The sequence below is a fragment of the Actinoplanes sp. NBC_00393 genome (genome assembly GCF_036053395.1).
In the GTDB taxonomy this organism is placed as follows: domain Bacteria; phylum Actinomycetota; class Actinomycetes; order Mycobacteriales; family Micromonosporaceae; genus Actinoplanes.
This window is the reverse complement of the sequence record NZ_CP107942.1, coordinates 1564643-1579244: the sequence shown is the minus strand read 5'-3', so window position 1 is coordinate 1579244 and position 14602 is coordinate 1564643. Positions and strand designations below refer to the sequence as shown.

The 14602-nt window shown below is 72.7% G+C and carries 13 protein-coding genes; 10 read left to right on the top strand and 3 right to left on the bottom strand.

The genetic code is table 11. The features are described 5' to 3' along the window. Window positions 1-34 precede the first annotated feature (34 nt). The 3 genes from OHA21_RS07150 to OHA21_RS07140 all read left to right on the top strand — a co-directional run bounded on the left by OHA21_RS07150 (window position 35) and on the right by OHA21_RS07140 (window position 2215). Window positions 35-976 (top strand): oxidoreductase, encoded by a 942-nt coding sequence (locus OHA21_RS07150; RefSeq protein ID WP_328471411.1) that lies wholly within the window; start codon window positions 35-37, stop codon window positions 974-976. Beyond that, window positions 918-1511, top strand: a complete 594-nt coding sequence (locus OHA21_RS07145; protein ID WP_328471409.1) for a TetR/AcrR family transcriptional regulator — start codon at window positions 918-920, stop codon at window positions 1509-1511. The genes OHA21_RS07150 and OHA21_RS07145 overlap by 59 nt, the downstream gene beginning before the upstream one ends. 242 nt (window positions 1512-1753) lie before the next feature. Then, on the top strand, window positions 1754-2215 hold the full coding sequence (locus tag OHA21_RS07140; RefSeq protein ID WP_328471407.1) for a BON domain-containing protein: 462 nt from the start codon (window positions 1754-1756) through the stop codon (window positions 2213-2215). Here the strand turns inward: OHA21_RS07140 and OHA21_RS07135 are convergent. Beyond that, window positions 2136-2582 carry a response regulator gene (locus OHA21_RS07135; protein ID WP_328471405.1) on the bottom strand — a complete coding sequence of 149 codons (447 nt, stop codon included), beginning with the start codon at window positions 2580-2582 and terminating at the stop codon, window positions 2136-2138. The genes OHA21_RS07140 and OHA21_RS07135 overlap by 80 nt on opposite strands. Before the next feature lie 409 nt (window positions 2583-2991). Continuing rightward, complete coding sequence (locus tag OHA21_RS07130; protein ID WP_328471403.1) at window positions 2992-3870, bottom strand: AraC family transcriptional regulator; 879 nt, start codon at window positions 3868-3870, stop codon at window positions 2992-2994. Window positions 3871-3958: 88 nt separating this feature from the next. Here OHA21_RS07130 and OHA21_RS07125 point away from each other — a divergent pair, with 88 nt between their 5' ends. The 5 genes from OHA21_RS07125 to OHA21_RS52670 all read left to right on the top strand — a co-directional run bounded on the left by OHA21_RS07125 (window position 3959) and on the right by OHA21_RS52670 (window position 8999). Beyond that, window positions 3959-4780, top strand: a complete 822-nt coding sequence (locus OHA21_RS07125; RefSeq protein ID WP_328471401.1) for an NAD(P)H-binding protein — start codon at window positions 3959-3961, stop codon at window positions 4778-4780. A 40-nt stretch (window positions 4781-4820) separates the two neighbouring features. Continuing rightward, the gene (locus OHA21_RS07120; protein ID WP_328471399.1) at window positions 4821-5249 is read left to right on the top strand and encodes a hypothetical protein; all 429 of its coding nucleotides are present in this window, start codon (window positions 4821-4823) and stop codon (window positions 5247-5249) included. A gap of 3 nt (window positions 5250-5252) precedes the next feature. Beyond that, complete coding sequence (locus tag OHA21_RS07115) at window positions 5253-7934, top strand: BTAD domain-containing putative transcriptional regulator (protein ID WP_328471397.1); 2682 nt, start codon at window positions 5253-5255, stop codon at window positions 7932-7934. 101 nt (window positions 7935-8035) lie between these two features. Further along, entirely contained in the window at window positions 8036-8752 is a 717-nt protein-coding gene (locus OHA21_RS07110; protein ID WP_328471395.1) for a hypothetical protein, read from the top strand. 88 nt (window positions 8753-8840) lie between these two features. Further along, window positions 8841-8999 (top strand): pentapeptide repeat-containing protein, encoded by a 159-nt coding sequence (locus OHA21_RS52670; RefSeq protein ID WP_442875076.1) that lies wholly within the window; start codon window positions 8841-8843, stop codon window positions 8997-8999. Here the strand turns inward: OHA21_RS52670 and OHA21_RS07105 are convergent. Continuing rightward, window positions 8991-11375 carry an ROK family protein gene (locus OHA21_RS07105; protein WP_328471393.1) on the bottom strand — a complete coding sequence of 795 codons (2385 nt, stop codon included), beginning with the start codon at window positions 11373-11375 and terminating at the stop codon, window positions 8991-8993. The two genes, OHA21_RS52670 and OHA21_RS07105, sit on opposite strands and share 9 nt — an antisense overlap. A gap of 215 nt (window positions 11376-11590) precedes the next feature. Between OHA21_RS07105 and OHA21_RS07100 the strand changes: the two genes are divergently transcribed. Both OHA21_RS07100 and OHA21_RS07095 read left to right on the top strand, forming a co-directional pair. Next, on the top strand, window positions 11591-12853 hold the full coding sequence (locus tag OHA21_RS07100) for an MFS transporter (protein WP_328471391.1): 1263 nt from the start codon (window positions 11591-11593) through the stop codon (window positions 12851-12853). 20 nt (window positions 12854-12873) lie between these two features. After that, window positions 12874-14595 carry a glycoside hydrolase family 3 protein gene (locus OHA21_RS07095; protein ID WP_328471389.1) on the top strand — a complete coding sequence of 574 codons (1722 nt, stop codon included), beginning with the start codon at window positions 12874-12876 and terminating at the stop codon, window positions 14593-14595. The last annotated feature ends 7 nt before the right edge of the window (window positions 14596-14602 follow it).

Genomic DNA, 14602 nt, shown 5'->3' with positions numbered 1-14602 from the left:
ACCGTTTCGTACACCGACCTGGGGAGGACGGCAGATGAGCATCGCGGTGGTCACCGGAGGAAACAGCGGGATCGGGTTCCATACCGCGCGGGAGCTGGCCGGGCGCGGCATCTACGTGGTGATCACCGCGCGTGATCCCGAGCGTGGCGCGGCAGCCGCGGCCGAGATCGTCGGCGCCACCTGGGCCCAGCTGGACCTGGCCGATCTCGACTCGGTGCACCGGTTCGCCGAGCGGTTCCGCGCCGAGCACGGCCGGCTCGACCTGCTGATCAACAACGCCGGCGTGATGGCGCTGCCCCGGCAGCTGACCGAGGATGGCTTCGAGCGGCAGTTCGGCACCAACCACCTGGGCCACTTCGCGCTGACCGGCCTGCTGCTGCCGCTCCTGCTCACGACCGACCACGCCCGGGTGGTCACGGTGACCAGTGGCCTGCACAAACGCGGGCGGATCGACTTCGACGACCTGATGGGCGAGCGGCGCTACGGGCGGTTCCGCGCCTACACCCAGTCGAAACTGGCCAACGTGCTGTTCGCGCTGGAGCTGCACCGGCGCTCCACCGCGGCCGGCGTGCCGCTGCTCAGCGTGCTCGCCCACCCCGGCGTGGCGCACACCAACCTCGCGCGTTCCCGCAACCCGCTGGCCAACCTGGTCGTGGCGGCCGCTCGCCTGTCGGCGCAGTCGGCGGCCGACGGCGCCCTTCCGCTGCTGCATGCCGCAACCGCCGAGGACGTGCGCGGCGGCGACGCCTTCGGCCCCGACGGTTTCGCCGAGCGGCGTGGCGCCCCGACCCGGGTCGCGGTGTCCGCCCGTGGCCGCGACGAGCCGGCCGCCCGGCGCCTCTGGACGATCTCGGAAGAACTGACCGGGGTACGCTTCCCAGCGTTCGAACAGGTCCGGAGCCGGGACGGAGGGTGGGATGACGCAGCCACGGCCGGCGGCAGCCCCCGCCCAGCATCGCCTCGACCCGGCGCGTGAGCGGGCCATCCTCGACGCCATCCGCGAGTTGCTCGCCGAGGTCGGCTACGACCGGCTCTCCATCGACGAGGTGGCCCGCCGGGCCAAGGCCAGCAAGGCGACGATCTACCGCCGGTGGAGCGGCAAACCCGAGATGGTGGCCGCCGCCCTGCACGGCATGGTGATCGAGCACCCGCCGCTGCCGGACACCGGCAACCTGCGCGACGACATGGTCGCGGCGCTCAACGTGTTCTGCCGGGTCTATGAGCGCAAGCACCCGATCGTGACGAGCCTCGTGGCGGCGGTGCGCACCGATCCGGCGCTGGGCCGGCTGCTGCACGAGCACGTGCTGGAGTCCGGGACGGCCGAGACCGCCGTCGTGTTCGAGCGGGCCATCGCCCGCGGGGAGTTGCCGGCTGACGTGGACGGCGCACCGGTCATCGAGGTGTCGAAAGCGTTGCTCTGGCACCGGTTGCTGCTCTCCGGTCAGCCCCTCGACGAGCGCTGGGTGACGCACGTCGTCGACGACGTTCTGCACCCCCTGCTGGGACGCTGAGGCGCTCGCTGCTCGCGCGCTGTGGCGCTCACTGCTTGGGCGCTGAGGCACTCACTGCTCGGGCGCTGAGGCACTCGCTGCTTGGGCGCTGAAGCGCTCGCTGATCCGGCACTGATTCGCGCGCCGCTCGGGCGCTGACCCGCTTTCGTCATGGAAGCGTCACACAGTCGCGGGAAGACCCTCACGAATCACGGTCACCCTGGAACGCCACCGGCCAGCGCGACCGACCACGGAGGGACACCATGGCGCCTCCCCCACCCTTCGACGACGGCTTCCGGTTCGGCCGCCGCGTCCGGCCCACCAGCAGCCCGGACCTGCAACTCACCGCACGGGTGATCACACGGCTCCTGGGCGATCCCCGGCTCGAGCACGAGCGGATCACCATCGAGGTGCAGAACCGGGTGGTCACCCTGCTCGGCACGGTCAGCTCGCTCTACGCCCGGGTCACCGCGGCCGACCTGGCCCGCTCCACGCCCGGCGTCACCGACATCTGCAACCGTCTGCAGCTCGCCCGCGCCGCCGATGTCACGGCTCTGACCGCGGACGCGTTCGACGACCTGGTCGCCCACTGGCGCGACGAGCGGCCGGCCCGTCCGGCCCGGGCGAGGCTCGTCGCGGCGGCGCTCACCCTGCTGGCCGGCCGCCGGCGCCGGCCGGCTCCGTCGCCCGGAAGAACTCGAAGCCCAGAGTCCCCAACGACTTGACCACGGCGACCAGGCAGGCGAAATCGACGGGCTTGGTCGCGTACCCCTGAACCGGCAAGCCCTCGGCCCGCAGGATGCGCTCGGCCTCGGGCGAATCGGTCAGCAGCAGCACCGGGACGGCCGCGGTCTCCGGCCGGGCGCGCAGGTGGCTGAGCACGAGCCGCCCGTCGCGGCCCGGCAGGTTCAGATCGAGCAGCACGACGTCAGGCACGGCCCGTTCGAGGTACGCCAAAGCACGCGGCACGTCGTGCACCACCCGGACCCGGTTGATCAGCCGATTCTCGTCGAACTCCTCCTGCATGAGCAGTGCCTCGGCCGGATCGTCGTGGACGACCAGCAACTCGATCTGTCTGGTCCCGGGACTCATCGACACCCCTTGCCCACCGGAAGAACGCTGTGTTGCGTGAAGACCCGATGGTAGAACCGATTGGCCCGGCCGCCGATCGTTCGCCACTCCCCGGAATCGGCGCTGACCTGCGGAAATGCTCACCAACCACGCGAAAAAGGCGCTGATTTGTCACGAGACTGTCATGCCGTCGCGGGTCTCGGCGGTGCGTGTCATGCAAAAGACATGATTTCGCACCGCGACCGTCAAACGCCGAGGCCAGGATCGTGTCGCGAGTTGAACCCTCCTTGCGTCCGTGCGGGGTTCGCCGGCTGCCAGGCGGCTCCGCACGGACGCGCCCACTCGCAGGCCGGCGCGGCTCACCGGGCCCGGCGAAGCCCACAAGCCCGACGCGGCTCACCGCGGCCCGGCGGGGTGCCGGACCGGCGAGTCACGCGATCAGGCGGCGGTATCCGGACGGGCTGACGCCCTGCACCCGCTTGAAGGCCGCGCTGAAACTGAACGCGTCCGCGTAGCCCACCCGGCGGGCCACCGCCGCGACCGTCGCGCCCGGCTCGGCCAGCAGGTCGGCTGCGAGGTTCATCCGCCAGGCCGTCAGGTATGCCAGCGGCGGCTCCCCGACCAGCTCGGCGAACCGCTTGGCGAGCGTCGTGCGGGACACCGAGGCCCGGTCGGCCAGCGTCGCGAGGGTCCACGGCTCGGCCGGGGCGTCGTGCATGGCTCGCAGCGCCGGGCCGGCGACGTCGTCGGAGAGCGCCCGGTACCAGCCCGGCGTCTGCGCCTGCGGCTGGTCGAACCAGTCCCGCAGCGTGCACACCAGGATCCACTCCATGAGCTTGTCCAGGACCACCTGCCGTCCCGAACGCGCGCCCGGCACCAACTGGCCGAGGTAGTCGCGCAGCGGCCCGCACTCGTCGTCGGGCAGCACCAGCACCGGCGGCAGGATCCGCAGCAACTGCCGCGCCACCTGGCCGGTCAGCCGGTAGACGCCGGCCAGCAGCACGGTGCTGTCCGGCCCGTCGCCGGCTGTGGGCGGGCCCGGGAAGCTGATCTCGCGCGGTGTGTGGCCGGCGCCGGGTGGGCTGTCGGTGACGGTGAACGGGCCGCGTACGACCGCGGACTCGCCGAACCGGACCGGACGCGCCTCCTCATCGGCCCGGAGGATCCAGCCCTCGCCGCTGAGCGGGACGCACAACGTGAGCGCGCCCTCGTCGGTGAACCGCACCGCCCACGGCGGTTCCAGGACCGAGCGGCCGAAGACCACCCCGTCGGCGCGTACGCCACGCAACACCTCATCGAGCGGGTCCATGCCGCAACGATAGGCACGCGGACGATCGAACATGGCCCCCGGACGGTCGGCCATGGCCGGTGACGCCGCCCGCCGGTTGACTCGACGCATGACGATTCTGGTTCTGGGCGCCACCGGCAAGACCGGGCGCCGGCTGGTTCCACGCCTGCGGGCTGCGGGGGCGGAGGTGCGGGCCGCGGCGCGTACCGGTGAGGTCCGTTTTGATTGGAGCGCGCCGGACACCTGGCCTGCCGCGCTGGGCGGCGCCCGCGCGTTGTACCTGGTCGCGCCGGACGATCCGGCCCCGACCGCCGCCTTCGTCGCGCAGGCGGCCGAGGCCGGGGTGCGGCGGGTGGTGGCGCTCTCCGGCCGCAACCTCGACAAGCTCGACGAAAACGTGTTCCCCGGGATGCTCACCGCCGAGCGGGTGGTCCGCGAGTCCGGTCTGGCCTGGACGATCATCCGGGCGAACAACTTCGATCAGAACTTCGACGAGGATCTGTGGCGGGCGCCACTGCTGGACGGCCGGCTCGCGCTGCCGATCGGTGACGTCCCGGAGCCGTTCATCGACGCGGACGACGTGGCCGACGTCGCGGCGGCGCTGCTCACCGGCGACGGCCATGAGGAACGGGTCTACGAGCTGTCCGGGCCACGGGGGCTGACCTTCGCCGAGGCCACCGAGATCATCGCCCGCGCGGCCGGGCGGCAGATCCGGTACGTCGAGCTGTCGCCTGCCGAGTACCGGGAGGAGCTGCTGGCGGGCGGTTACCCCGCGTCTGCGGTCGACGCGCTGGACGGGATGTTCGCCGCGCACCGCGACGGTATAACCGCGGAGACCACCGACGGCGTGCGCCAGGTTCTGGGGCGCGATCCGGTGGACTTCACCGCGTACGCCGAACGGGCTGCCCGGGCCGGCGCCTGGTCCGGCTGATCCACTGCCGGTCGCCCGCGCTGGACCACCATGTCGCCTGATGTCCGACGAACCGTTCCGTACGCCATCGGTCTTGCCGTGGGCGGCCTGCTTCACCGGACCGGCCCGCTGGTTGCGCGCGGCCGGCGCGACCCTGGCGACCGCGGCCGGCACCGCGGTGGCAGTCACCGTGCTCACCGGCACCGGCACCGGCACCGGCTTCGGCCGGATCGCGGCGCTCGGCACCCCGACCCGCGGGCACACCTGGATGTCGGTGACCACGGACATCGGGCCGGCGCTCGAGCACCCCCTGGACGCCGACGGGATCCGCAAGGCGGTGTGGCTGGCCGGTCTGCTGGCCGCGGCCGCGGCGGATCGGATCCGCCGGATCATCGCCGTCAGGCGGGCGACACCCGCGCCAGGCGGCCCCACCGACACGATCGGGGCAACGATCATCCCGGTCGGTGGGTGGGCCAATAGCATGGGCTGACCCATGGGGTGGCCGGAGGTGCGGGTGCGGTTCGAGGTTCTGGGTCCGGTGCGGGTGTGCACCGATGACGGTGAAGTGGCCCTGCCGCCGAAACCGCGGGCCCTGCTGGCGGTGCTGCTCGCCGCCGGTGGGCGGCCGGTCACCGTGGAGCGGCTGCTCGGCGAGCTGTGGCCGGACGGGGCGCCCGCCACGGCCGGGGCGACGCTGCAGATGCATGTGTCGGCGCTGCGCAAAGTGGTCGGTGAGCGGATGCAGACCGCTCCCGGCGGCTACCGCCTCGACCTTGACGGGGCCTCCTTCGACGCCGCGGAATTCGAGGAGAGCGGCGCCCTCGACCTGTGGCGCGGGGACGCCTACGAAGGGGTTAACGTAGCCTCCGCGGCCGCGGCGCGGCTGCACGAGCTGCGGTCGGCGGCCCGGCTGAAGTGGGCGCGGCAGGCATTGGACGCCGGGCGGCACGTCGCGGCGGGCGCCGAGCTGGCCGGATGGGTGGCGAAGCAGCCGACCGACGAGGGGCTGGTCCGGCTGCTCATGCTGGCGCTCTACCGGTCGGGGCGGGCCGGGGAGGCGCTCGGCGCGTACGACAAGGCGGTTGTGGCCCTGGCCGAGCTGGATGCCCGGCCCGGCGCCGAACTGGATGCCATGGCCGCGGCGATCCGCCGGCAGGATCCCACCCTGGATCGGCCGGCGCCCGGCGTGCCGGCGCAGCGCAGCCGGTTCATCGGGCGCCGCCGCGAACTCGACCGGGTCATCGACCTGCTCGGCACCGCCCGGCTGCTCACGATCGCTGGGCCGGGCGGCGCCGGGAAGACCCGGCTCAGCCTGGAACTGGCCCGCGAGGTGGGCACGGAACACGACGGCGTGCACGTGGTCGAGCTGGCCGAACACCGGGAAGGGCCGCTCAGCGTACGCCTGGCGGCCGCCACCGGCATCCGCGAGGAACCCGGCACCCCGGTCCTCGACACCGTCGCCCGGCAGTTCACCGGCCGGGTCCTGGTCGTGCTGGACAACTGCGAACACGTCCGCGCCGAGGCGGCCGAACTCGCCGACGCGCTGCTGGCCGCCTGCCCGGGTCTGCGGCTGGTGGCGACCAGCCGGGAACCGCTCGGCCTGCCCGGCGAAGTGATCTTCACGTTGGGTGGGCTCACCACCCCGGCGCCGGGCGCGGACGATCCGCACACCGACGCGGTACGCCTGCTCGCCGACCGGGTCGCCGCAGCCCGCGGCGGTGCGGGACTGGGCCCGGCCGAACTCGCCGTCGCCGCCGAACTGTGCCGGCGCCTCGACGGCCTGCCCCTCGCGATCGAACTGGCCGCCGCCCGGCTGCGCGCCCTCCCCCTCGCCGAGATCATGTCGCGGCTGGACCGACGGCTCGACCTGCTGACCGGCACGTCGCCGGTGCGGCGTCACCAGACCATGCGGGCGGCGATCGACTGGGGTTACGAGCTGCTCGACCGGCCGCAGCAGGATCTGCTGCGGCGGCTGGGCGTGTTCGCCGGCGGCTTCGATCTGGCGGCGGCCACCGAGGTGTACGGCGAGGACGCGCTCGACCCGCTGACCCAGCTGGCCGACCGGTCCATGGTCGAATGGCACGACGGCCGCTATCGGCTGATCGAGACCATCCGCGCGTACGCCAGGGAACGCCTCGGTGTGGAGGAGCGCGCGGCCGCGTACGCCGGCCTGGTCTGTCTCTGGGAGCGCCGCCTCGCGGAGCCGCCGCCGGCGGACGGCCCGGCGCACACCGCCTGGCTGGCCGGACTCGCGGCTGATCACGACACGGTGGTGGCCGCGATCGACTGGGCGCTGCGCGAGGGTGACGCCGGGCAGGGGCTGACGATCGCCACGGCGATGTGGTGGTACTGGTGGGTCGCCGGGCGGATGGCCGAAGGCCGGTCCTGGCTGGGGCGGGCGCTCGCCGCGACACCGCCGGAAGCCTCTGCGCTGCGTGGCCGCGCATTGCGTGCGGCCGCGGCGCTCGCGCGAAACTCGGGTGATCTCGTCGAGGCGCGGCGGTTGGGTGAGCAGTGTCTGGCTACGTTCCGTGAGATCGATGATCGGAACGGGGTGATCGCGGCGCTGAACAATCTGCTGATCACCGCGCAGGGCCAGGAGGACTATCCGGCTTCGCTGGAGTTCGGTTACGAGGCGTTACGGATCGCGGGTGAGGCCGGCGATGCGCGGATGGCTGCGGCGGCAGCCAACAACACCGCCGGTACGCTGCGCTGCCTTGGGCGGCTGGACGAGGCGGAGGAGCTGTTCGCGCAGGGGCTGGCCGGGTTTCGGGCGTTGCAGGACCGGCGTGGCGAGGCGGCGGCGCTGACCAACCTCTCGACCGTCGACCGGCGGCGGGGCCGGTCCGCGCCGGCCCGTGCGGCGATGCGGGAGGCGCTGGAGATCTACACGTCGCTGGGCATCGCCGAAGGGCAGTTGGACGCTGTCGAAGGGCTCGCCCAACTGGACATTCTCGACGGGGACGCGGCCGGTGGCCTGCGCTTGCTGGTGCTCGCCGAACGGGAACGCACGGCGCTCGGCGCGCCGAGCTTCACACCGGACGAGATCGCCGACCGCGAGCAGGCGGAGACCATGGCAAGAACCATTCTGGGTACGCGCGAAACGGCGCAAATCTATCGCGAGGCGACGTCGCTGACCTTGCCGGAGGCGGTGGCGGCTTTGCTCGCCGGGTGATCGCGGCGTTCTTTGGGTTTTCTTTGGCGGGTCGGCCCATGCTTCTCAGCGTGACCTGAAATCCCAGGTCAGACGTTGAATCTCCAGCCAGGGAGCCTGCCATGAAGCACCGCCTCGTCGCCCTCACCGCTGTCGTCGCCGTCGCCTTCACCGGTGGTTGCGGCCTGATCGAATCAGCGGCCGGCGCTTATCCGCCGGCCAAATCCACCGCATCCCCGACGGCTGACGCCCGCAATGCGGCCGAGGGCTCCGGCGCGAACGGGGGCGGCGCTGCCGGCGCTCGGGAGGGCGATGCAGCAGGCGCCGAGGAGGGCGATGCTGCCGGCGCTCGGGAGGGCGATGCTGCCGGCGCCGAGGAGGGCGATGCTGCCGGCGCTCGGGAGGGCAGCGAGCCGGACAGTGAGCTCGGCAGCGGGCCGGGCAGCGGCTATGGATCGGTCAAGGACGCCGGTGACATCCCCGACCCGTGCACGCTGCTCTCCGAGCCGGAGGTCACCCACCTCACCGGCCGCAAGATCACCCAGATCGACGAGGACGGCCTGGAGCCGGGTGAGGGCGCCCGCTTCTGTCAGTGGCAGCAGTCCGGCGGCCAGCTCGCGGTCTTCCTGAGCCGGACCACCGCCGAGGACTTCGCCGTCACGATCGCCGAGGCTGAGTGGGTCGACGGCGTCGGCGAGGGCGCCTTCTGGCACTCCGGCCACCTGTACGTCCTCTACGGCACCGTCCAGATCGACGTCTACTCGCGCGGCGCCGACTCGGACACGCAGAACCTCGCCGACGCCAAGCAGGTCGCGAAGGTCCTGATCCCGCGGGTGTGAGCGCGGCCAGGTCGGGGGTGCGGCTGACACCGCACGGCAGACCAGACTGTGTACGGCAATCCGGGCTGGGTAGACGGCCGGCCGGGCAGTGCGGCAGGCCCGGCCGGGCGGTGCGCGGCTGGGCGGTGCGCGGCTGAGCGGTGCGCGGCTGGGCGGTGCGCGGCTGGGCGGTGCGCGGCTGAGCGGTGCGCGGCTGAGCGGTGCGCGGCTGGGCGGTGCGCGGCTGGGCGGGCCCGGTTCAGCGTAGGGATTCGATGGCGCCCAGGGGCTCGGCGTCGGCGCCCAGGGCGGACGGGGCCACTGTCAGCGCGGCGGTTGCGCTCGGTGAGCAGTGTCGTTGGAAGGCCTCGCGGATGCCGTCGACGACGTGCGGGCCGCCCTCGATGAAGCGGCCGCCGACCACGACCATGGCCGGGTTGAGTACGTCGACCAGCGGGGCCACCGTCCGGCCGATCAGGCGGCCGGCGTCCAGCAGGGCCCGCTGGGCCAGCCGGTTGCCGCCGGCGGCCAGGGTGAGCAGGCGGTCTTCGTCCGGTGGGCCGTTGTCCGGCCGGTGGTCGAGCAGAGCGCGGAAGGAAGCCGGGGTCAGGAAGGCGCTCAGACAGCCCCGGCTTCCGCAGACACAGAGTGGGCCGATCTCCCGTACGTTGAGGTGGCCGACCTCGCCGGCGTACCCGATGGCGCCGCGATGCATGCGCCCGCCGGCCACGATGCCGGCGCCGGTGTACTGGTCGGCGCGCAGATAGAGAAGGTCCCGGACCTCGCGGTCAAAGCCCCGGCGGGCCTCGGCCAGGGCGGCGAGCTGGGCGTTGTTGTCGATCCGGACCGGGCGGCCGAGCACCGCGGCGATCTTCTCGGCCGCCGAGAAGCCGGAGAACATCGGCAGTACGCCACGGGCCCCGAAATGACCGGTGACCGGATGCACCGGCGCCGGCACACTCACCGCAACAGCCGCGTCGGCCCCCGGCCGGCCATAGCTGTCCTCCAGCGAACGGGCCAGCTCGGCCGCCACCCGGAACAGCTCGGACGTGTCGTGGGTGAGCGGCACCGGGCGGAAGTCGGCGTGCTGGACCCGGCCCGCGTGGTCGGCGACCAGGGCGCGTACCCCGCCGGCGTGCATCGCCAGGCCGATCAGCAGCCGGTCCGGGGTGACCAGCCGGAAGTGCGGCGACGGCCGGCCGGACCGGGCTTCGGTGGGCGGGCACAGCTCGACGGCGCCGTCCCGGCGCAGGTCGTCCAGCAGTTCGCCGACGGCCGCCCGCGGCAGCCGGGTCAGTTTCACGAGATCGCTGCGCGCGGTGGCACCCCGTTCCCGGAGCATCTCAGTGATCATCCGGCGGCGCGCGGCCCGTTCCGGGAGTGGCGGCGAGGGCTCAGCGGGCCGGGCCGGCGGCATGGTGGGGACGGCCCGGCCTGCGGAGGCGGCGGTCAAGGCGCGGCCGCCGCGGGCCGCCGGGGTTGCTCGCGCGGCGGCTACCACCGCGCCGAGGAGGGCGGCTCGGCCGGACAGGGCGCTGACCTGGACCGATGTGTGCTCGGCTACCTCGGGCTGGGCATAACGCTGCAGGGACTCTCGCACGCCGGTGTGCAGCGGGCCGTCCGGGGTGATCAGCGGGCCGTCGAGGACGAAGAGGGATGGGTTCAGGGTGTTGGCCAGGTGGGCCACCACTCGGCCGATCATGCGGCCGGCGTCGGCCAGGACCCGGGAGGCGGTGGCGTCGCCGTGGGCCAGGTCGACTATGCGGGTGGCGGTGAGCGGTTCGCCGTACGTCTGCTCCAAAGACGTGATCAGCTCGCGCGGCGCTGCGATGGTCTCCAGGCAGCCCCGGTTGCCGCAGCGGCACAGCGCGCCCGCCTCGTCCATCTGGACGTGCCCGATCTCGCCGGCCATCCCGCCGGCGCCCTGGTGGACCGTGCCGCCGAGCAGTACCCCGCAGCCGATGCCGGAGCCGAACCGCAGGTAGCAGACGTCCTGGTGGCCGGCCGCGACGCCGTGCCGTACCTCGCTGAGCAGGCACAGGTCGGCGTCGTTGCGGACGGTGACGCGATGGCCGAGGCGGGTCTGCAGTTCTGCGGCGAGGGCGGTGCCGGTCCAGGCCGTGAGCGCGCTGCCTGCCTGGATGACGCCGCCGCTGATCGGGGCCGGGATGCCGATCACCACCGACCACAGTCGTCCGCTGGTCTCGGACCGGCAGCGGCTGATCAGCGACGCGAGCGCTTCGATGGTGGCGGCCGGGTCGGCGGTGTCGACCCGATGGTGGTGTTCGGCGTGGATCGTGCCGGACAGGTCGGCGAGCGCTACGCGTACCCCGTCGGTTTCGACGACCGCGCCGGCCACGCCGCCGGCCTGCGGGCCCAAGGTGAGCGATCGGGCGGGCCGCCCGGAGCGCGTGCCGTCGGGCGCGGCGGCCTCCTCGGCCAGCAGGCCTGCCTCGAGGAGTTCGGTGACCAGGCCGTTGACCGTCATCCGGGCCATCCCGGTCCGGCGTTCCAGGTCGGCCCGGCTGATCCGGCCGGCGTCGCGCACGGCTGCGAAGATCAGGTCCCGGCGAGCCGACCGGCCGCGGCGAGCCGGAAGGTCGCCCCGGCCAGAAGAAGGCCGGCCGCCCGCCGATGACGTCACCACCGAAGCCTAGCTTTTGCCGAACTTAGACGTAATGAGCGCGCCAAGAGAGCGCGACCATCGGCAATAGCGGACAAAATACCAGCACAAGGCCGCGAATCACGCCCTGGTTCGGTGAACGACGAGTCGATACCTTCTGCAAACAAGGCGTTAACAAACCGGAAGCCGGCCCGGTCAGGTACGCCCTCCCCCTTTTCTTGGCCCTGAGGTGTGCGATGACCACTGCCCAAACCCAGCCGGCGGCGAAGCCTGCGCAGCCGGACGCTCCCACCCGCCTGATCGTCGCGATGGCTCTCGCGCAGCTCGGCGCGTACCTGACGATCCTCACGCCCGTCGTGGTCACCATGTCGATCCGGGTCGCCGAGATCGCGCCGGATGACAAGGCCGCCGCGCTGGGCACCGTGCTGTCCGTCGGCGCCGTCCTTGCGCTGATCGGCAACCCGCTGTTCGGCGCCATGTCGGACCGGACCACGTCCCGGCTCGGCCGCCGCCGTCCGTGGTTGCTCGGCGGCATGCTGCTCGGTTTCGCCGGCCTGCTGATCGTGGCACTCGGTGGCAGCGTGCCGGTGCTGACCGCCGGCTGGGCGCTCGCCCAGCTCGGCGTGAACGCCACCCTCTCCACCCTGACCGCGCTGCTGCCCGACCAGATCCCGGCGCAGCAGCGCGGCAAGGTCAGCGGCATCCTGGGCCTGATGACCTCGGTGGCCATCCTGCTCGGCAGCACCCTGGCCGCGGTGCTGGCCGGCAACGCGCTGCTGATGTTCGCCGTCCCGGCCGCGATCGGTGTCGCGACGGTCGCCCTGCTGGTCGTGATCCTCAAGGACCGGCCGGCCGAGAAGGGGCACTTCGCTCCGTACCGGTTCCGGGAGTTCCTCGCCACCTTCTACGTGAACCCGCGCAAGCACCCGGACTTCGCCTGGAACATCGTCAGCCGCTTCCTGATCTGGATGGGTCTGGCCTGCGTCACCACCTACCAGGCCTACCTGCTGATCGACCGGTTCGGTTACACCACCGACGACGTCGCGAACGGCATCCTCGTCGCCACCCTGATCAGCACCGTCGGGCTGGTCGCCGGCTCGACGGCCGGCGGGATCCTCTCCGACCGCACCGGACGCCGCAAGCCGTTCGTGCTCGGCGCCGGCTTCGTCATCGCCGCCGCCCTGCTGATCATCTCGGTGGCCGACAGTTTCGCGGTCTTCCTCGGCGCGGCCCTGATCTTCGGCCTCGGCCAGGGCGTCTACCTCGCCGTCGACCTGGCGCTCGCCACCGACGTGCTGCCGAACCCGGACGACGCCGCCAAGGACATGGGCGTCATGAACATCGCCAACGCGCTCCCCCAGTCCCTCGTCCCGATCCTGGCCGCGCCGATCCTCGCGATCGGTGGCGGGGATTCCAACTACGGCCTGCTGTTCCTGATCGGCGCGATCGTCGCCGTCGCCGGATCGCTGCTGGTCCGCATGGTCCGCGGCGCCCGCTGAGCCCCCTGCGAGGAGAACCGATGAAGCCGATCGAAGAACGCGTCACCGAGCTGCTCGGCCGCCTCACCCTCGCGGAGAAGGCCGGCCTGATGTTCCACACCATGATCGCGGTCAACCCGGACGGCACCCTGCACGACGGCGACGGGATGTTCCCGTCCACGTCGTTCCTGGTCCGGGAGAAGCTGATCAACCACGTCAACATCCTGACGATGGGCCCGGTCAGCCCGGCGAAGATCGCCGAGTGGCACAACCGGATCCAGGAGATGGCGGCAGCGACCGGCCAGGGCATCCCGGTCACGGTCTCCACCGATCCCCGGCACGGTGTGATCGACAATCCGGCGGCCTCCGCCGCGGCAGGCGGCTTCTCGGCCTGGCCGGAACCGATCGGCCTGGGCGCCACCAAGAACCCCGATCTGGTACGCGAATTCGCCGGCATAGTCCGCCAGGAGTACCTGGCCACCGGCATCCGGGTCGCCCTGCACCCGATGGCCGACCTGGCCACCGAACCCCGCTGGGCCCGGACCAGCGGCACCCTCGGCTCGGACGCCGACACCGTCGCCGCGCTGATCAGGGAGTATGTCCTCGGCCTGCAGGGCGCCGAGCTCGGGACGGACAGCGTCGCCGCGATGGTGAAGCACTTCCCCGGCGCCGGGCCGCAGATGGGTGGCGAGGACGCGCACTTCGCGTACGGCCGGGAGCAGGTCTACCCGGGCGGCATGTGGGACTACCACCTGAAGCCGTTCGAGGCGGCGTTCGAGGCCGGGGCCGCGCAGATCATGCCGTACTACGGGATGCCGGTCGGCACCGAGCACGAGGAGGTCGGGTTCGCCTTCAGCAAGGGGATCATCGAGGGCCTGCTGCGCGGCCGGTACGGCTTCGACGGGGTGGTCTGCACCGACTGGGGACTGGTCACCGACGCCGAGATCATGGGCACCCCGATGCCGGCCCGGGCGTGGGGTGTCGAGCACCTGGACCGGCACACCCGGGTGGAGCGGATCCTGAACGCCGGCGCCGACCAGCTCGGCGGCGAGTACTGCCCGGAGCTGATCGTCGACCTGGTCGAGCAGGGCCGGATCGACGAGGCCCGGATCGACGTCTCGGTACGCCGGATCCTGCGCGACAAGTTCCGCCTCGGCCTGTTCGACGACCGCCGCTACGTCGACCCGGCCGAGGCCGCCAAGATCGCCGGGCAGCCCGCCTTCCGCGCCGCCGGCCTGGAGGCGCAGCGCCGCTCGATCGTCGTCCTCGACGCCGGCGACCTGCCGCTGGCTGAGGGCATCACCGTCTACCTCGACGGTGTCGACGCCTCGGTCGCCGCCGGATACGCCAAGGTCACCGACGACCCGGCCGCGGCTGACGTGGCGATCGTCCGGCGGGCCGCGCCCTTCGACCAGCGCGGCGGCGGGTTCGAGGCGTTCTTCCACGCCGGCCGCCTGGACTGGACCGACGAGGAGCTCGCCCCGGTGCTCGAGCTGGCCGGCCGGCTGCCCACCGTGGTGGACGTCTGGCTGGACCGGCCGGCCGTGCTCACCCCGCTCGCCGGAGCCGCGGCCGCCATGGTCGGCAGCTTCGGCTCCAGCGACGAGGCTCTGCTGGACGTGCTGTTCGGGCGGTCACCGGCGAGCGGCACCCTGCCGTTCGAGCTGCCGTCGTCGATGGCGGCGGTCGAGGCGTCCCGGGAGGACGTGCCGAACGACACCGAGGCGCCGCTCTACCCGTACGGCCACGGCCTGTCGCTCTGAACCGACC